Raw genomic sequence first — 18,215 nt, 5'->3', positions numbered from 1 at the left:
CCATGCGCAAGCACTCGTTCGTGCCATTTGGTCCGCGTGTTCTGGCCGGCTTGGCCGTGGTTGTTCTGTTGGGTACCACCGGCTGGTGGGCAGCTCACCACACGACGACGCGTGAGGCGGCATCGAGCACCACACCTCTATCGGCCGCGTCGACCGATACGCAGTCCCCAGCTCCCGCTGGGCCGCCATGGGTCTATGGTCGTGCCGATGCCCGCTTTACGGTGGTCGAATTCGCTGATCTGGAGTGCCCGTACTGCCGGGCCTACTTCCCGGTGCTCAAAGGCTGGATCGACGCCCATCCCGAAGTGAACTGGCAGTGGCGGCACCTGCCGCTGACGATGCACGATCCTGTGGCTACAGCCGAGGCGCGGATCGCGGAATGTGCGGGCGAGATCGGCGGGCATGACGCCTTCTGGAAAGCCGTGGCGTGGATTTACACGCACACCCGCGGCGACGGCCAGGGCCTGCCGCCCGATGTGCCTTACCCCGACCTCACGCCCGATGTGCAGCGCTGCCTCGGCAGCGACCGTCCCGACTCTGCCATTCGGGATCAAGCTGCCGAGGCAGCGAAGCTCGGCATCAAGGCCACGCCAACCCTGCAAGTGCGCGATCGCCAGTCCGGCAAGACGATTCTGCTGCCCGGTCCCGTCGAGGGGGATGCCTTACTGTCGGCGATCGACTGGATTGCCAGTGGTCACGACACCAGCGCGACGGCATCACCGCCTTGAATGCGGCAATCCCGCTATTCGGTTTCTTGCTGGAGAGCCAAGCAACCCTGCGATTGACTTGAGCCTGTCGTCCCTCCATCGCGTGCCATGATGCCTTCGTTCTCATTCCTGTCATCCCTACATCCGGCCAGCGCGCTTTGCAGCGCGATCGGGCTGTGCGCGGCGCTAGTGTTCTCATCCGCGCAAGCCGCTGACGTCATCGCCTTCACCGACACGCAGCATCCAGTGAGCAACGCGAACGGCATTCGTGTGGTGCTGCTCGATGCACCAGCCAACCTGGAGGCCGCACTCGGCGCACAGCTTCCGGCTGATCCCGCGCAAGCCGAAGCCATCGTCCGGCAACGTCTCGCTCAAGGCGGTGCAGGTTTGCAGCGGCAACTTGCCGATGCCTATCAGGGGATCGCCGACGCTTGGGGGCTGGGCGTCGCCAAGGTTCCTGCCGTCGTGGTCGATCACCGCTATGTGGTCTATGGCGAGCCCGACGTCACCCGTGCGGTCGACCGCATTCATGTCTACCGGAGTACCCAACCATGAGCGGTGGACTGTTTGCCCCGACCCACCGAATGCGGGCCGTCATTGCGGCCTTGCTGCTGGGCGCCGCCGGTTCGACGTTCGCGGTGAACACCGCGACCATCATCGCCTCGGTGCTGTCGCCGGACTGCCTGCAATACCGCGTCGTCGGCATCTGCTACTGGCTTAGCTGTGGCTTGGGCGGTTGCACGGTCCTTACCTCGGTCAAGGTGCGGCATTACATCCCGGATGCTGTGGTGTCGAGCTACTCGAACACAGGCGAGAATCCGTGGATCGAAATGCGGCCCATGAGCCTGCCCAACCCGACCGCCCAAGCCGGTGGTGATGGCACGACCAACCAAGGCAGCGAAAACAACCTTGCCAAGTTCAAGAATGCCGACGTGATCGGTCATCCGGCCGCTGCGGTCTTCGCCCGGTACGCCAGCCAGTTCGGTTATACCTGCACCGGCGCTGGCACTGCCTTCATGCCGTATCTGCTGAGCACACTCGATACGGTGGCTTGTCGCTACGACGTGCCCGAGGCAGTCTACCCCGAGGCGCTGATTCCCGGCATGCGCGAGATCGGTGGTCGCCTAACGATGAATCTGTGGGGCACCGTCTATCCGCGCGGCGGACTGCTGCACCAGACCGACGACTACAAGAGTGGTGCCGTCATCGCGCAGCGCGCGGGCGACGTGGTGACGCGCAGCGGCCAGATCCACGTCTACCAGCCGCTGCTTGCCAGCGCGCACGACGGCTACTGGCCGGCTGGCGCACTGATCGAAAGTGACGCCTCGACGGGAAAGTGGCAGGAACTGACGCCGACGCTCTCGACCACCTGCGCCGTGTTCCCCAACAGCAACGTGCATGTGCAAACCACGCAGGGCGACTACGCCTGGGCGCTGTGGCGTCCGTATGCCTGCTGCCAGCGTCGTGGTCAGACGTTCCTGGGCAGCACCGATTTCATGTGAGGGCCTGTCGATGAACATGCGCATGACGAATCTTGCCTGCCGCGCGAGGCTCTACCTCTGGCGGAGCTTGCTCGCAGTCGCCGGATCGGTGCTGGTGACAAGCGTGGTCTGGGCGCAGCAAACCCGCATTGACAGCAACGGCGCCAGCGTCAACGGCAGCGTGATCGGCGACGACGTGCTCTACAGCGTCGGCGGCGGCCGCGCCGTGTCCATGGGCGGTGCGGGAAATATGCAGAGTCTCGGCGTGGGACTGGGCTGGAACAGCAACCTAATCTGCGGCGACATGAACCTGTCGACCACGCTGCAAAACCAGCTCAACGGCGTCACCAACGGTTTCCAGACGATCATGAGCAGCGTCATCCAGAACGCCACCAGCGCGGTGGCGTCGCTGCCCGCGCTCATCATCCAGCGCGCCGATCCGGGCCTCTACAACCTGCTGACCAACGGTATCCTGCAGGCACGGCTGGATTTCGACCGCAGCAAGATGACCTGCCGCGCCATCGCCAACCGCATGGCAGACATGGCCGGCGGCCAGGCGAGCTGGGACCAGCTCGCCGAAGGCATGGCGCTCAAACAAGCAGTCGGCAGCGCCGATGCCGTCTCCGCAGTCGAACAGGCCGAGACCAGCAAGGGCAACAACGGCGTGCCGTGGGTCGGCGGCAGCAATGCCGGAGGCAGCGGCCAGCGTTCGATCAAGGTCGTCAGTGACGTCACGCGCGCCGGTTACAACCTGCTCAACGGGCGCAGCGCTACCGATACTTCCTCGATCGACACCACGACCTGCGGTAACCGGCTGACCTGCCAGACCTGGTCGTCGCCGCAGGCAGCCTCCGATTGGGCGACGCGCGTGCTCGGCGAGCGCGAACAGCAGACCTGCGAAAGCTGCACGAAAACGCAGACCACGCCGGGCGTGGGGCTGACGCCGCTGATCCAGGAAGAGTACGACACCAAGCTCAAGGCGCTGCAAGACCTGGTTACCGGGGCCGAGCCGACGACGCCGGCCAACCTCGACGCGGCAAGCAGCAACTCGCTGCCGGTCACGCGCGGCGTGATCGAGGCGCTACGCGACGAACCGGATCAGGACATGCTCGGTAAGCGCCTGGCCTCCGAAGTGGCGCTGTCGAGTGTGCTGGAGAAGGCTCTACTGTTGCAGCGCACGCTGCTTACCGGCGCGAAGGAACCGAACGTGGCTGCCAACGATCTGGCGGTGAAGGCAGTAGATTCGGAGAACACCACGTTGGAACAGGAGATCAACAACCTGAAGACGGAGCTGGAGCTGCGGAGGGAACTGGCGGCCAATTCGGCCATGACCCTGATCGGTCGCCACAACACGCGCTCCGACGGTTCGCGCTCGATCTTCCAGGGCGATACGACGCCCGACCGCCTGAACCAGATTCAGAAGCCCCGGAGCGGCACGCCATGACGCGCACGCACGGATGGCGGTTCGGCTGGCTGTTCAACCGCCGGAGCGGATTGGCGGTGCTCTGGAGCGCGCTGGTCATCAGTGCGGCCGTGCTGGTCAATCTGGCCGGCATCCGCATCGTCGGCGGCGTCGACGGCTGGGAGCACTGGCTGGGCACGCATGCCGTCGTCTTTCTGGCCTGGCGACTGTGCCTGTACGCGGGCACAGCCTGGGGCTGGTGGTGGATGCGTCGACGGGTTCAACAGCGCGAAGCCACCAGCGAGACGCGCCAGCGCTTCCTGCGCATTGAGGTCGCCGCCGTGGCGGCCATCGTGCTCATGGAAGGCAGCGCCTGGCTGCAACACGGCTAGGAGGAGGCAGACATGACGCTCTATACGACCGACTACCTGGAGTACTACCTGACTCTGGTGGGCTGGATCGTCAACAATGGCATCTGGAACATCCTCGTTGCCAGCGGCGTGTTCGCACTGCCGTTCCTCGCCATCGTGATCCAGGAATGGCTGCGTGCGCGGGCCGAGGGCGCTGACGAAGGCAACAAGGGAGTCCTGTCCTCGATGCGTATCGAGAACCGGGTGTTCGTGGCGATCGTGGTCATCATGTTCGCCGGCATTCCGTTTATTCCGGTGAGCCTGTCCACGATCCAGTTCGACACCAGCCGGTCGCAGCAATGCCAGGTCAACGTCCCGCAGCCGGCAGACACGGGCTGGGGCACGTCGTATACCGCGCTCAATAACCAGAGCGCGCTGGTTCCTGTCTGGTGGTTCTTCATGCACGCAATCTCGAAAGCCGTCACGGGGGCCGCGGTAGCGGCGATTCCGTGTGGCACGGACCTACGGCAGATCCGCATGGACGTGGACGCTACCCGCATCAATGACCCGGTGCTGGCTCAAGAGGTCGCCGACTTCACGCACGACTGCTATGGACCGTCGCGGGCCAAGCTGTTCATGAACCGGCCAACGCTGTCGGACACGCAGATGAACGACGTGACCTGGATCGGCTCGAACTATTTTCTCAACACGGGTGGCTTCTACGATACCTACCATTCGAGCACGGCACGCGCGGCCTGGCCCTACGACACTACCCGCGACGCCGGACTGGCTCAGGTGGATAGCGGCGGCGGGTATCCGACGTGCCGGCAGTGGTGGTCAGAAGGCGATCAGGGGTTGCACAGCCGTTTGCTGGCTCAGGTCGATCCGGACTTGCTGACCCGCATCGGGAAGTGGGCCGGCTTCCTGTCGCAGGCCGAGGTCGATGACTCGGTGATCCGCGCCATCGTCTCGCCCCAACAGCAGAAGATGAATCAGGGACAGGTCTATACGGACTACGGTGGCCAGATCGACATGACACTGCCGAACGTAACGACGCGTGGTGCAGGCGATGTGGGATTGGCGGTCGGCTCGCTGGGTTTCTTCCCGGCCATGGACGTGGTGCGCGAGGCGCTGCCGATGGTGCTGTCGTTCCTGAAGATGGCACTCGTCATCTGCATCCCGCTGGTTCTGGTAATCGGCACTTACGAGTTGAAGGCGATGGTGACGGTGAGCTGCGTCGAATTCGCGCTGTTTTTCGTGGACTTCTGGTTCCAGCTCGCACGCTGGATTGACAGCACGATTCTCGATGCGCTTTACGGTTGGGGGTTCGGTGCCGGGCGCCCGCATACGAACTTTGACCCCCTGATCGGTCTGAACAATACCTTCGGGGACATGCTGCTGAACTTCGTCATGGCGACAATGTTCATCGTGCTGCCGGGGTTCTGGGTGACTGCGCTAGGCTGGGTTGGAGTGCGTGCAGGAAACTTTGTACAGGGATTGTCCACCGGCACGTCAGATGCCAAGGGTGCAGGCGGCCGCAGTTCAAGCACGCTGATGGGCGCTGCATCGAAGAAGTGATCTTCGTTCAATCATGGTCGGACGCGTGCGGGTCAATCCGCCAGTCGCTCTTGTCGTAGAGTCCGAAGCCATTGGGACCTTCTCTCCACTCAGTCTGTGGCTCTTCCTGATTTGGATCAGAGCGCTTCGCAGCCCAAGCAGCCACAACGGCAAATACCATCAGCAGCGCGAACCAGAAAGCAACATAGAACAGGATGGCCAGAACACCTAGTTTGAAGACCCACAGCAAAGCAGCGGCACCGCCAGCAGGCATACCCCGAGTCACCAACCAGGCCGTGGCTTGACGCTCGCGGCGCGCATAGGCACGCAACATCCCACCCAGCCAGTGGCCAAAGCGTTCTGCATTGCTGCGATAGGTTTTCGTGCTCATGGTCGTCACCTGCTACATACTTGCGTGCTATTCCAGCTTGCTCCAATTCTGCTTGCTTGCCTGTACCAATGCGTTCCATTCGTCTGGCGGATTTCCGCGTCCAAGCATCCTCTCGAACACGGCATATGGGTCGGACTTGCTACCGGACGACCGCAGGGTCTGCTCGTCGTTAACCCAGGCATACACGATGATCTTCGCCTTCGAGTCGTACCGGAAGAACAACCTGTACCGCCTTCCAAGTTTGGCCCGTCGCCAGTGGCGATACGCCGGTCCCATAGTGTTGCCTTGACGATATTCGTCGCGAGAGGGGTCGCTCGGCACCACGTCTTGTATCAACTGAACCAAGGCCCGGAAGAACTTGACGTTGGCATTAGACTCGAAGCCGCCCAGGTCGTTCTCTTGCGCGCGCAGCACGGCCGCACGCAGCTTCATCAACTGCTCGATCAGGTTGTCGTGGAACAACAGTGTCCAACCATGCTGTTGCATCAGATTTCCACGTCCTCATCGAAATCATTGTCCAGAACCACCTTGTGGCCGGCATGCTCCAACATCGTGCGAGCCAGATCCTCCGGCAATCCACGAACGTTCCGGCCTGCTTCGATGTCGCGGGCCAGCAGATTCAGGAATGCAGCAATGGCGGGGTCTTCATGCTCGGCGTCAGCACGGGTGACGACGACTTCGCCGTCGCGCAGATCGAACGCAACCTTGCCGCCGGTGTCCACGCCCAAGGCTTGCCGGATGGATTTGGGCAGCGTGATCTGACCTTTGGAGGTCAGCGTGGCAACTTCGTGAATGGCAGGCATGGCGGCTCTCCTGAAAGCTGTGCCTGCATGGTAAGAAATTTTCCTTACCATGTCAATATACGGTCCCACGCCGTCCTCCTGAATCCGAAAATCCACCCATCGTAGGGCTGTCACAGCTCGCCTTCCGCCCGCAAACCGGCATTGGCGCCCCCACATTGACGGTGGAACTATCTTCCCGGCCGCCCTATACCCCAAAAGGTTGAAGGCCAAAGGGCTGGCAAGGGACAAGGGAACGGGTGGCAAGGGGAAAGGCCCTACCCGAAAAGGCCAAAAGGCTCCCCCTCCAGTTCGCCACCGGGATTCGCCATGCTCTCGCTGTTCCAGCGTAAAAAGGTTCCGCCGATCGCCAGCGCGCCACCGGCACCGCCCATCGAGCCGTCCAAAGGGCTGACACGGCCGGAGCCGGTCTCGTCACTGCTAGCGACACCGCGGCGCCAACGGCTGCTGGAACACATCTGGCAACGTACCTCGGTCTCGCGCAGCCAGTTCATCACGTTGTACCGCGCGCCGCTGGAACGCTACGCCGAGCTAGTCCAGCAGTTTCCCGCCTCGGAGAGCCACCACCACGCCTATCCCGGGGGCATGCTGGATCACGGCTTGGAGATCGTGGCCTACGCGCTGAAACTGCGGCAGTCCCATCTGCTACCTGCCGGCGCCACGCCGGAAGCTCAAGCTGTCCAAGCCGAGGCGTGGACGGCCGGCGCTGCCTATGCAGCGCTGCTGCACGACGTCGGCAAGGTAGCCGTCGATCTGCACGTCGAGTATGGCGACGGCACAGTCTGGCACCCCTGGCACGGCCCACTCCGTCGCCCCTATCGTTTCCGCTACCGGCCTGAGCGAGAGTACCGTCTACACAGCGCCGCCACCGGCTTGCTGTACGTCCACCTGCTCGATCCGACGATCTTCGACTGGCTCAGTGGTTATCCCGACCTGTGGGCGGCGCTGCTGTACGTGTTAGCCGGGCAGTACGAACATGCTGGTGTCCTTGGTGAGTTGGTCATCCAGGCTGACCAGGCATCGGTCGCCCAAGCCCTCGGCGGCGATCCGGCGAAGGCCATGGCCGCACCGAAACACGCGCTACAACGTAAGCTGCTCGAAGGACTGCGCTACTTGCTGAAAGAGGAGTTGAAGCTGAATCAGCCCCAGGCTTCGGACGGCTGGCTGACCCAGGATGCTCTGTGGCTGGTCAGCAAGACCGTCTCTGACAAACTGCGTGCATATCTGCTGTCGCAGGGTATCGAGGGCATCCCTTCCAGCAACACGGCCGTATTTAATGTGCTACAGGACCACGGCGTGCTCCAGCCCACGGCCGACGGTAAAGCAATCTGGCGCGGAACAATTAGCAGCGACGCCGGCTGGTCGCATACCTTTACACTTTTGCGTTTGGCACCAACTCTTATCTGGGAGGGAAGCGAACGACCGGCGCCGTTTGCGGGAACAGTCACCACCACCGGGCCTGCAGTTACAGTTCCGACTGAGAAGGAGGCGGCTTCGCGGTCGGCATATACCATCGAATCAGTTCCCACGTGTACGCAGCCGACCGCAGCTGTGCAAGGCGAAGACCTTGATTCTCTTCTGGAACTACTCGATACGAACAGTGACGTAGTAGACCAACCTCAAGCCGTTGCACGGGAAGCGCCGCAGGACATCGAATCTGAAACCGCCTCGACTGACTCGCCGATCGCCCCCACTTCCGAGACACATGTCAAACTTCTGGGAGTTCCGTCCGGTGAGCATTTCGTCGAGTGGCTAAGGCATGGCATCCATTCCCGTCGGCTCATCATTAACGAAGCCAAAGCACTTGTGCATACGGTCTCTAACTCAGCATACCTGGTAAGCCCGGGGATATTCCAGCGCTATGCACAGGAATATCCTTGGGTCGCAGTCCTGGCGAGACAAGCGAAACAGCAAGACTGGCAGTGGGTACAGAAATCGTTTGAGAGGCTGCAACTTCACCGCAAGCGTCCTGACGGATTGAACATATGGATATGCCAAGTACAAGGGCCACGAAAGACGCGTCGACTACATGGCTACCTCCTGATTCAAACCGTGACTCTGTTTGCTGAGTTTCCACCGAACAATCCATATCTGACGATTGTTGGGGATGAAGGAGCGCGTGACCATGGATCGACGGATTAACCTCTAACTAGTGCGCTGCGGTCGAAACACGACACGCGTATCCCGTGCAGGGATACCTTGCCACCGGAGCGTGTTTGTTTCGACACGATTGTGAGCAACGGAAGAGCACTCAGTTTCTGACGCGCAGAGATGTGGTTGCAGGAGGGACGATATGAAAGCCCGATGGCCACCACTACGGCGACGTTGCAACCTCATCCGCTTGAACGCACCCGGCGAAACGCACCCACTTCCGCTGGAAACTTCCCCGGAAGACGGACAATGAAGCTGCAGCGCCGCACCCTATCACGCGTCGCCCCGTCCATACACGGGATATTTGCGGCGAGGGATCCCGGCACTCTTGGAAGGAAGTGCCAGAATTCCTGCCCCTGGCGGTACGATCCTGTGAGCCGAATTGGGTCAGGCAGTCGCCGCAAGGCGCGGAAACAGCTTCTCGGCATTACCGCGATTGATCGCGTACCGCAGCTTTTCATCCAGCGGCCACGCGTCCAGCGCGGCATTAAACTGATGGCTGGATGGCGCAAACGGAAAATCACTGCCGAACGTGATGTGCGTGGGATCGGCGAACGCTAGCAACGACGGTAATGCCGTCGGAGTCGAGGACAGCGCGGTGTCGAAGTAAAAACGTTTCATGTCGGTCATGATCCCCTCGGGCGTCACTCCGGGGTTGAATTGCGCAGCACCCGTAAACCGGTAGGCTGCGTAAGGCAGAAATCCGCCTCCATGCGACAGAATCACCTTGATCCGCGTGTGCCGACTCATGACCCCGTTGGCGACCATGTGGACTGCAGTGCGCGTGGTATCGAAGGGATAGTCGAGCAAGGGGCTCGGCAGTCCTTTGAGCATCTGGATCGGCGGTTCCGTCGGGTGAATGAAGACAACAGCCGAGCGTGCATCGAGTTCGGCCCACAAAGGTTCGAAATCCGGATCTCCCAGATATTTCCCCGCAGCATTGGATAGCAGCACCACACCGTCGGCGTGTAGTTCGTCGAGCGCATACACGGCCTCGGTAACCGCACCCTCGACATCGGGCAGCGGTATGCAGGCGAACTGGCCGAAGCGATCGGGCCGCCGCTTGACCAGCTCTGCGTGATACTCGTTCACCTGACGCGCCAGGGTACGCCCCTCCTCGTCGCCAGCCAGGTGGACACCCGGTGCGCTCAGGGAAAGAATACCGATAGCGATCGACTCCCTGTCCATCATATCAATGGCCGCCTGAGGGTCCCACGGCGGCGTAGGCCAACCTCCCGCGGTCAAGCCGCGCTCATCCAGCAATTTGCGATAAGCGGGTGGAATCAGATGCTGATGGGTGTCAATTCGGGCGGGTGACGTCATGGCGAAGTTCCTTGAAGGGTGAAGCCGTCCTGAGCCTCTTATCAGGAAGACGGCGAAGACTCAGGCGCATGGAGAAAGGCCTCGATAAGACTGGCTGTCAGCAGTTCCTGGACGCTTTCTGGCGCAATATCCAGACAGAGCTGATGCAACAGCACAGGTGCAGCGCGTGGCTGGTTTACAGCGTTATTAAGCAACGCAAAGAACGCTGCGGGATGACGCACACGTATGACCCCAGCGTCGATGCCGGCCTGGATAAGCGGCAGGCTGGCCTCGTAGGATGGCCGGACCAGCCGCTCGGTAAGGAGTGCCGCCCTTTCGGCGCTTTCGGACGCATGCTGCGCAACGAACTGGCGAACTTCCGGATGTGCAAAGCTGAAGCCGACATAACGGCCAATCAGGATGCTCAACCGCACTCTCACCGGAGCCGTTGCATCCGATACGATCTGCCTGACTTCCGAGATCATTGGTGCGGCCTGCGCCACGATAGCGCCCACACACGCCTCCCAAAGACCAGCCTTGCTGCCGAAATGGATACGAACGAGGCCTGGATCGACATCGGCGACGCGGGCGATGGTGCGCAAATCCGCAGCCTCGTATCCACGTTCCGCAAAAACACATGTCGCAGCGTCCACGAGAGCCTGCCGCCCGTCGGGCATATCCCGACGACGGCGCCCACGCTGTCGCGATCGCGCTCCTGTTTCAGTCTGGCTGTCACCCAATTCGACGCTGCCTCCGCATTATATCTACATTCGAAGATATTTCATTGATCACACTACGTCAACCCCTGCGAGAAAAGCCTGGCGGCGCGGCCGGAGTCGCCATCGTCCGAAAGGGGCGTCAGACGGTGCTTGATTGACTTGGCCTGCGGCTCCGATATAATTACCACTTGGTAATTATATCGGAGCTTGTTTGATGATTCGACGCTCGAAAGCGGACGTGGACGGTGATCCGGCGCGTACCGCCCGTCACGGCCGCAAAGGAAGATGGGCATTACTGTTCGGACGGCCTCACGGAACGACTCGGGCGCGAACCGTGAAGCGCATCATTCTGGTGTCTGCCGTACTTCTGGCTGCTGTAATGGCAGCGTCGTATCCGGCTTTGTCCGGGCACGACGTGCAGAGTACTGACGATGCCTACGTGCGGGCCGATGTGACACCGGTAGCCGCGCGCGTCGAGGGGTATCTCGCCGACGTGCCGGTCCATGACAACCAGCGCGTGCATGCCGGCGACGTACTGGCGCTGGTACAGGATGTGGACTACCGGGAACGGGTGGTCGAAGCACAGGCGAGCGCTGAACGCGCCGACGCCGCCCTGGCCGAGGCCATCAGCCAGAACCGGTATCAGCAAAGTCAGGTGGCGGCGGCCGCGGCAGCCATGCAGGCGACACAGGCGGACCTGGACCGCGCGGCTGCTGACCGCACCCGCTATCACGCCATGCTCCCGAGCGGTTCAGCATCACGTCAGCAGGTCGACGTCATCGACGCGGAGGTCCGACGCCTGAGCGCCAACCTTGCACAACGCCACGCCGAGTGGATGGCTGCCCAGCAGCAGGTGCAGACGGGCAACGCGAGCATCGACGAGGCGAGAGCCACTGTCCAGGCAACGCGGTCGATATTGAATTCAAGAAAGATCGATCTTGGCTGGACGCGCATCACGGCGCCAGTCGATGGCGTCGTCGGCGAACGTCACGTCCGCCCCGGCGTATACGTCCGCGCCGGCACCTTGATCGTTGACGTGGTGCCTTTGCCGCACGTGTGGGTGGTCGCCAATTTCAGGGAGGGCCAGCTGACACACATCCATCCCGGACAGCACGTCTCCATCCGGGTCGACAGCCTGCCGGGTCTCGTATTCAAGGGGACAGTGGACAGTCTCCAGCCGGCCAGTGGCGCCCAGTTCGCCCTGCTGCCACCAGACAACGCGACGGGCAACTTCACCAAGGTCGTGCAGCGCTTTCCGGTGAAGATTATGCTCGACCCCGACCAGAACTCGCAGGCTTCCCTGTTGCCGGGCATGTCGGTCATCGCGTCAGTTGAAACGCCAGGCGGGTCGCGGCCTAGCGGCCTCGTGAGCGGGCTGTCCGGTTGGCTACGGGGGAGGCTGTGAGCGAACGCATGTCTGCCGCCGCAGGCTCGGGTACGGACGGGCCGCCCCCCGAAAGGCCTGTCGCAGGATGGTCGCGACCGTCCCGCCGCCTGCCGCCATGGGACCACCACCGGCTTGCCGCCTGCGTGGCCGCAATCGCTGCGGCCTGGATGACCATGCTCGGTGCCCGCTACGCGGTGCTCGGATTTGCTGACGTGCGTGGCGGCCTGGGCCTCGGCGTCGACGACGGCTCGTGGCTCTCAACGGCCTATGCGGCCGGCGATGTCGGCGGCGTGGTAACCGGATGCTGGCTGGCCACCGCGTTATCCCTACGGCGGGTACTGCTGGGAGCGACATGCCTCTTCACGGCAGCTTCGGGGCTACTCGCGCTCAGTCCTCCATATGCCGTCGTTCTCGTCACGCGCGCCGCCCAGGGACTAGCCGGTGGCGCGCTGTTGCCGATGGCCATCGTCGCGTTGCTGCGCACCCTGCCGCCTCGACATCGTGCGCTCGCGCTGGCCCTCTACACCTCGGCCTCGACACTCGCCCCGCAGGTGGCGGCCGGAATCACGGGCTGGCTGCTGGACAACTGGGGATGGCAGTCTCTGTTTCTCGCCAACCTGCTTCCTGGCATGCTCGCGTGGATTGCGGGCGCTTACGGCCTGCCACGTGAAACCGTGCGCCTGCGGCCCCTGCTTCATACCGACCGCTTCGGACTGCTGCTTTTCGTCGGGGGGCTGGGCATGCTCGCCTGCGGGTTCGATCAGGGCAACCGGCTTGACTGGCTGCATTCGACACCCATTCGTGTGCTGCTCGTTGCCGGTACAGTCGCCGTATGCGGCTTTGCCTCTCACGCGGCAAGCCTGCGGCGGGACCGGCTACTCAACGTCAAACTTCTGTCAAGGCGAAACATCATGCTGGGCGCCTGGGGCGTCGTGCCCTTCGGGCTCGCCGCAACAGGCTGCGGTTATGTGATCCCCCAATATCTCATGCAGGCCCATGACTATCGTCCGGTCGAGCTGGGGCCGGTGCTGTGGGACGCCGCGTGGCCGCAGGTGATCAGTTATGCCGGCGCAATACTGTGTCTGGACAGAAAATGGCTGGGTGGCCCCCGCCGGTTGCTGGCGTTGGGGTTCGTGCTGGTCGCGGCCGGCGTCCTCCATGACAGCCTGAACATCGATAGCGTTTGGATCGCTGGTGATCTGCGCATCGGACAGATCCTTCAGGGACTGGGTCTCCCCCTGATCCTGTTGCCACTGCTGTACCTGTTTGTCGGTGATCTGCTGCCACGCGAAGGACTACATGCGGCCCTGGTGTTCAACGTGATGCGCAGTCTCGGCGGCACGATTGGACTCGCGTGGATCAGCACCCTCGACCGGGTGCGCGAGCAGGCCAGGTCCAACGTCATCATGGACCACGTGAGCACGTCCGCCGCAGCCGTGTCCGCCCGCCTGGATGCCCTCATGACAGCGGTCAGCGCACGAGCAACCGGCAGCGATCAGGCAACGGCGCAGGCTCTACAGCTGCTGGCTGGCAACGTGCGGCTCCAGGCACAGATCCTTGCACATGCCGACACACTGGCTGCGCTTGCCGTGGCAATGCTGTCCGGCGCAGTGCTGGCAGTGTGCATGAGGTTTTACGGGTCCGGGCACCCGGGCACAAATGCCCATCGCGGAGGAAATCCGGCGCCTGGGCTTACGCACGCCGGAGAGCATCCGTCGACAATAGTTTCCAATACCCAGCAAAGGAGTTCCGCTCATGATCAATCTGAATGACGCCCGTCAGGTTCTCGCAGCGGCGCAGGCCGAAGCCGAGCGGATCGACCTCGCGGTGAACATCGCGGTGGTCGACGCGGGAGGCCATCTTGTCGCGCACATCCGTATGGATGGTGCACGCATTGGCGCAATCCAGATAGCAATCGACAAGGCATTTACGGCTCGAGCCTTCGACATGAGCACCGCCGAACTGGCCGGGTACAGCCAGCCCGGCGGGCCGTTCTTCGGCATTCACAGTTCCCATGGTGGCCGTGTCGCGGTCTACGCCGGGGGCATGCCACTGCTTCGCGATGGCATGATCGTCGGGGCCATCGGCGTGAGCGGTGGCTCCGGCGAACAGGACGAAACTATCGCCCGCGCTGGCGTAGCGGCTTTGCACTAGCGCGATCGCGCGCCACGGCCTGCATGGCGGCCGGTGCGCCATGCAGGAAACGGGCAATGGCGGTCTCGATCACCCTGTCCAGATCGTCCGGAACCGGCATGTCATAAACCCACCGGCGCACAGCGAGATAGAACAGCTCGCCGTGCAGGCCCCACGCCACCTCGAGCTCATCCGCCGACAAAGCCTTGCGCGTCGGTGTGTCGCCGGACAGGCTGCGCAATTCAATGGCAAGCGGCTCGATCAGCCGCGTCTGGATCAGGGCAAGATAGCGCTGGCTGATGCCAACGCCCTTGAGTCCTGCAAACACGAAGATCCTCACCCAATCGTAGCGAAAGATCGCGTGCAGGTAAGCCTTGTAGAAGTCGATCAGCCGCGCCTCCAGAGACTTACCAGGCTGCCTGAGCATCGCTTCCCACTCCGGCTGCCAGCGGCTCAGATAAACCTCCTGGTACACCCGGTCGATCAGGGCTTCCTTGGTCGGGAAATAGCGGAACAGATTCTGGTGGGTAATGCCTAGGCGCAGGGCCAGTTCGCGCAGTGTCCCTTCGAAACCGACCTCTGCGAAAAAGCGGACCGATTCTTCAATGATCTCTTTCTCTCGGTCCTCCGGCAACATGCGCCGGCGCCTGGGACGCGCTGGCGTCCCGGATACGTCGCGCGTCGCCACGGGAACGCGCTTGCTTGCGGATTGAATCGATTTAACCATTCCCCCAGCATAGCGACAGATCACCAGCCGGTAAACAAGAGAAACGTACCCAGCACAATGTAAAAATCCATAGATTGCCATCCGGTAAATAAGCCTTGACGGCCATGCGCGTCGAGCAGCATAATTACCAACCGGTAAATAATGGGACCATCCAGCGACCATTTGCCACCAGTCAGTCACCCGTCCTCATCCCTCACCCGAACTTTTGTCCATCTGAAGGAATACATCATGAGCAACATCACTGGAACACCATCGAACGATGACCAGCGCTTCCTGGCCGGCCAGGCTGCCTTTGAGCAGATCACGGGGCTGCCTTCGGGCGCATTCCTGGACGGGCTGAAAGACCTAGCTCCAGCGATTGGCCGGTTTGTCATGGAGTGGGAGTTTGCGGATGTCTATGGCCAGAGTTCGCTCGACCTGCGTACCCGGGAGATCATCATGGTGGCGGTATGTGCCGCACTGGGCGCGACAGCCGCACCCATCCTGAAGCTGCGGATCGCCTCGGCGTTGCGCGCTGGCGTCTCGCGCCAGGAAGTGATCGATACGATCATCCAGATCGGCATCCCTGCCGGTGTGCCCGCAGCCCTGGCCGCGATCCAGCTTGCGGGCGAAGCGTTTGCGGCGACCGGCGCGTAAGACGCCGGTTTCCCGAATTCATGGCATAAGGCAGGCTAACGTGATTCGTTGTGCAAGATGCAGTGCTCGGGCGGTGATGTTGCTGATGGTACCACTCAGCACCATGCTGACTTCCTGTACGGTGGGCCCCGATTTTCATCGGCCTGCCAACGCCATGCCAGCGCAGTGGAAGCCGGTGGCTGACACTGCAGGCACGCCGAGCCAGCCCGTTCCAGCCACGATTGATCCAGACTGGTGGAAGGTATTTGGCGACGCGGAGCTCACGTCGCTGGTTGACCGGGTGACGACTGCCAATCTGGATGTCCGGGTGGCAAGCAGCCGGCTCAGGCAAAGTCGCGCCGAGCGCCAGGCCATCACAGCAGACGCAGAACCCCATGTGGAAGCGGATGCGGCCTACCGGCACGCGCGAGCCAGTTCCACAGGACTGGTCGATCCTTCGGGCGAGCACGGTGAACACGATTACAACGTATGGCAAGCGGGTTTCGATGCCTCGTGGGAGCTGGACCTGTGGGGACGAGTACGGCGTGAAGTTGAATCGGCTGACGCGACCATCGAAGCATCAGCCGATGCGCGTCGTGGCGTCCTGCTTTCCGTGTGCGCAGAGACCGCCCGGAACTATATTCAGTTGCGGGCGGTACAGGCCAGGCAGGCCCTGCTCGACCAGGCCAGTGAAGTAGCGCGTCATCGCCTCGATCTGGCTCGCGTCCGCTTCACGCATGGTGCGGCAACGCAGGTCGAAGTGGCCGATGCGGCGCTGAATGCCGCCCAGATCGAAGCGCGGCTGCCGCCCCTGCAGCAACAGCAGGCCCATCTCGTCAATGCGCTGAGCTTTCTGCTAGGGGCACCGCCACGCGCGCTCGAAAAGGAACTGGATGCACCTGCCCCGCTTCCACCCGTTCCTCCGCAGGTGCCCGTCGGCCTGCCCTCCCAACTGGTTGAGCAACGCCCGGACATCCGGCAGGCAGAAGCTACCCTTCACGCTGCAACAGCCAATGTCGGCGTGGCTGTCGGCGACTTCTATCCCCGTATCACCCTGTCGGGTGACATGGGCTCGCAGGCACTTCAGCTTTCGGACCTGGGAACCTGGGGCAGCCGAACCTTCGCGATTGGACCAGCCATCAGCCTGCCGATCTTCGAAGGCGGACGGCTGCACAGCGTGCTAACGTTGCGGCAGGCCCAGCAGCAGCAGGCCGCCATTCAATACCAGCAGACTGTGCTGCGGGCATGGCATGAGGTCGACGACGGATTGACGGATTATGCTGCCACGCAACGTCGGCTCAACCAGCTGGATCAAACCGTGACCCAGAGCCAGCAGTCCTTCGACGACGCGCAACGCAGATACTCTGTTGGCCTCGTTGACCTGCAGCAGGTACTGGCCGCAAGACAAGCTTTGTTGACAAACCGTGACGCGGCCATATCAGGCGCGGAGGACGTTTCCCTCGCGCTTGTCGCCCTTTACAAGTCACTCGGCGGTGGTTGGCAAGCCGGGACTTGACCGAAAATTTAAATGGCAGCACGTAGCTGCCATCTCAACACCCCGAGTGCGGCTGCTGGTTGCGCATGCCAGAAGATAATTCCTATGCGGAGCAAGTGCGCCACTTTTCGGTTTTCGGCGGTGATTCGAAAAGATGAGGCACCAATAATTTATGCAGCTGATACGACCAAAACCCTTCGAATTACGCTCGCCATACAGAAGTCCCGCACTAAGCGGGCGATCGACTTTTGAAAAATTCTTGCTGGTCTAGAATCCCCTAGATATCAGTGTCAAACCAAACCTTATAGAGCGACTTCTTTGCTTGCATTGCGACACTCAAGGGGTCCTCCTTCTTAAGAGCATCACTGAACACCTCGACCCCAACAGGGCCCTGATAGCCGGCTCTCTTTAGCTTGGACAAAAAGGGCTGCATTGAGAATTTACCCTGTCCTGGGAATACTCGATAGTGCCGCGCGCTCTCAATTAGGCGTGGCATATCGCTAGGCGACACTTCGAACTCAAGATCTGATAGCTGCACCTGATAAATCTTCGCAACGTCTATGCCATCCATATCTGCAACGGTTCATCCACGAGAGCAGATGTGAAACATGTCGACAACGATTCCGAGATTCTCAGCGCCAATCCGTTGAATTCGTTCCCATGCTGCGGGCAAGGTATGATCCAGAACACTCCAAGCCATTGGCTCGTAACATACGCGAATACCGTAGCGTGAAGCCTCGTCGCACAGCCAGCGAAGATCACTATCAACCGTAGATGGATCGCAGTCATCTAACGTCGTTGCAGGGGACTGGATTGCATCTGTTCCAAGAGCAACAGCGCGCTCCAGCATTGCGAGAGCTGCAGACCGTTTTGAGCTTGCCCCCGCAAAACGAATCCCTTGCTGAGGTTAAACTGAAGCAAGGAGAGATGTGATGACAAGCAAGACAAAGCGGGCGCAGTACACGCTGGAATTCAAGCTGGAAGCGGTACGGCTGGTG

Annotated in this window: 19 protein-coding genes; 12 read left to right on the top strand and 7 right to left on the bottom strand. The window is 61.7% G+C overall.

Translation table 11 applies throughout. From position 1 onward, the window contains the following. The first annotated feature begins 2 nt into the window (after positions 1-2). From F7R19_RS22150 to F7R19_RS22125, 6 genes are all read left to right on the top strand, one after another. On the top strand, positions 3-728 hold the full coding sequence (locus F7R19_RS22150; protein ID WP_150982034.1) for a DsbA family protein: 726 nt from the start codon (positions 3-5) through the stop codon (positions 726-728). Positions 729-815: 87 nt separating this feature from the next. Further along, on the top strand, positions 816-1,262 hold the full coding sequence (locus tag F7R19_RS22145; protein WP_425545176.1) for a TIGR03757 family integrating conjugative element protein: 447 nt from the start codon (positions 816-818) through the stop codon (positions 1,260-1,262). Then, the gene (locus F7R19_RS22140; RefSeq protein WP_150982033.1) at positions 1,259-2,209 is read left to right on the top strand and encodes a TIGR03756 family integrating conjugative element protein; all 951 of its coding nucleotides are present in this window, start codon (positions 1,259-1,261) and stop codon (positions 2,207-2,209) included. Before F7R19_RS22145 ends, F7R19_RS22140 begins: the two co-directional genes overlap by 4 nt. 10 nt (positions 2,210-2,219) lie before the next feature. Then, positions 2,220-3,632 (top strand): integrating conjugative element protein, encoded by a 1,413-nt coding sequence (locus F7R19_RS22135; RefSeq protein WP_150982032.1) that lies wholly within the window; start codon positions 2,220-2,222, stop codon positions 3,630-3,632. After that, a complete protein-coding gene (locus tag F7R19_RS22130) occupies positions 3,629-3,982 on the top strand; it encodes a hypothetical protein (protein ID WP_150982031.1) in 354 nt (117 codons plus the stop codon). The genes F7R19_RS22135 and F7R19_RS22130 overlap by 4 nt, the downstream gene beginning before the upstream one ends. A 12-nt stretch (positions 3,983-3,994) precedes the next feature. Beyond that, entirely contained in the window at positions 3,995-5,518 is a 1,524-nt protein-coding gene (locus F7R19_RS22125) for a conjugal transfer protein TraG N-terminal domain-containing protein (RefSeq protein ID WP_150982030.1), read from the top strand. A gap of 7 nt (positions 5,519-5,525) precedes the next feature. Here the strand turns inward: F7R19_RS22125 and F7R19_RS22120 are convergent, their stop codons facing one another. The 3 genes from F7R19_RS22120 to F7R19_RS22110 are packed head-to-tail and all read right to left on the bottom strand — an operon-like array spanning position 5,526 to position 6,691. Then, on the bottom strand, positions 5,526-5,888 hold the full coding sequence (locus F7R19_RS22120) for a DUF3742 family protein (protein ID WP_150982029.1): 363 nt from the start codon (positions 5,886-5,888) through the stop codon (positions 5,526-5,528). A gap of 27 nt (positions 5,889-5,915) precedes the next feature. After that, the gene (locus tag F7R19_RS22115) at positions 5,916-6,374 is read right to left on the bottom strand and encodes a type II toxin-antitoxin system YhaV family toxin (RefSeq protein ID WP_150982028.1); all 459 of its coding nucleotides are present in this window, start codon (positions 6,372-6,374) and stop codon (positions 5,916-5,918) included. Further along, positions 6,374-6,691, bottom strand: a complete 318-nt coding sequence (locus F7R19_RS22110; RefSeq protein ID WP_150982027.1) for a type II toxin-antitoxin system PrlF family antitoxin — start codon at positions 6,689-6,691, stop codon at positions 6,374-6,376. The genes F7R19_RS22115 and F7R19_RS22110 overlap by 1 nt, the downstream gene beginning before the upstream one ends. Positions 6,692-6,997: 306 nt before the next feature. Between F7R19_RS22110 and mobH the strand changes: the two genes are divergently transcribed. Beyond that, positions 6,998-8,830: a MobH family relaxase gene (gene mobH, locus F7R19_RS22105; RefSeq protein WP_150982026.1), complete on the top strand. Its 1,833-nt coding sequence runs from the start codon at positions 6,998-7,000 to the stop codon at positions 8,828-8,830. A 396-nt stretch (positions 8,831-9,226) separates the two neighbouring features. On the opposite strand, the gene F7R19_RS22100 is transcribed toward mobH, so the two are convergent. Beyond that, positions 9,227-10,162, bottom strand: a complete 936-nt coding sequence (locus F7R19_RS22100; protein ID WP_150982025.1) for an amidohydrolase family protein — start codon at positions 10,160-10,162, stop codon at positions 9,227-9,229. A 41-nt stretch (positions 10,163-10,203) separates the two neighbouring features. Continuing rightward, a complete protein-coding gene (locus tag F7R19_RS22095) occupies positions 10,204-10,818 on the bottom strand; it encodes a TetR/AcrR family transcriptional regulator (protein ID WP_150982068.1) in 615 nt (204 codons plus the stop codon). 376 nt (positions 10,819-11,194) lie between these two features. Here F7R19_RS22095 and F7R19_RS22090 point away from each other — a divergent pair, with 376 nt between their 5' ends. From F7R19_RS22090 to F7R19_RS22080, 3 genes are all read left to right on the top strand, one after another. Then, complete coding sequence (locus tag F7R19_RS22090; RefSeq protein WP_170292633.1) at positions 11,195-12,265, top strand: HlyD family secretion protein; 1,071 nt, start codon at positions 11,195-11,197, stop codon at positions 12,263-12,265. A 149-nt stretch (positions 12,266-12,414) separates the two neighbouring features. After that, positions 12,415-14,019, top strand: coding sequence for an MFS transporter (locus F7R19_RS22085; protein WP_170292632.1), 1,605 nt, complete (start codon positions 12,415-12,417; stop codon positions 14,017-14,019). Next, positions 14,003-14,401: a GlcG/HbpS family heme-binding protein gene (locus F7R19_RS22080; protein WP_150982022.1), complete on the top strand. Its 399-nt coding sequence runs from the start codon at positions 14,003-14,005 to the stop codon at positions 14,399-14,401. The genes F7R19_RS22085 and F7R19_RS22080 overlap by 17 nt, the downstream gene beginning before the upstream one ends. On the opposite strand, the gene F7R19_RS22075 is transcribed toward F7R19_RS22080, so the two are convergent. After that, on the bottom strand, positions 14,367-15,017 hold the full coding sequence (locus tag F7R19_RS22075; protein ID WP_150982021.1) for a TetR/AcrR family transcriptional regulator: 651 nt from the start codon (positions 15,015-15,017) through the stop codon (positions 14,367-14,369). The two genes, F7R19_RS22080 and F7R19_RS22075, sit on opposite strands and share 35 nt — an antisense overlap. Before the next feature lie 318 nt (positions 15,018-15,335). Between F7R19_RS22075 and F7R19_RS22070 the strand changes: the two genes are divergently transcribed. Together F7R19_RS22070 and F7R19_RS22065 are read left to right on the top strand one after the other, a co-directional pair. Further along, the gene (locus tag F7R19_RS22070) at positions 15,336-15,743 is read left to right on the top strand and encodes a carboxymuconolactone decarboxylase family protein (protein WP_150982020.1); all 408 of its coding nucleotides are present in this window, start codon (positions 15,336-15,338) and stop codon (positions 15,741-15,743) included. Between the two features lie 103 nt (positions 15,744-15,846). Continuing rightward, positions 15,847-17,238: an efflux transporter outer membrane subunit gene (locus F7R19_RS22065; protein WP_223505785.1), complete on the top strand. Its 1,392-nt coding sequence runs from the start codon at positions 15,847-15,849 to the stop codon at positions 17,236-17,238. A gap of 562 nt (positions 17,239-17,800) precedes the next feature. Here F7R19_RS22065 and F7R19_RS30660 read toward each other — a convergent pair. After that, complete coding sequence (locus F7R19_RS30660; RefSeq protein ID WP_150982067.1) at positions 17,801-18,112, bottom strand: TIM barrel protein; 312 nt, start codon at positions 18,110-18,112, stop codon at positions 17,801-17,803. Positions 18,113-18,215: the final 103 nt, after the last annotated feature.

It is taken from the genome of Cupriavidus pauculus, from assembly GCF_008801835.1.
Classification (GTDB): domain Bacteria; phylum Pseudomonadota; class Gammaproteobacteria; order Burkholderiales; family Burkholderiaceae; genus Cupriavidus; species Cupriavidus pauculus.
Note: the sequence above shows the minus strand (reverse complement) of the source record. Positions and strands in the feature narration are given on the sequence as shown.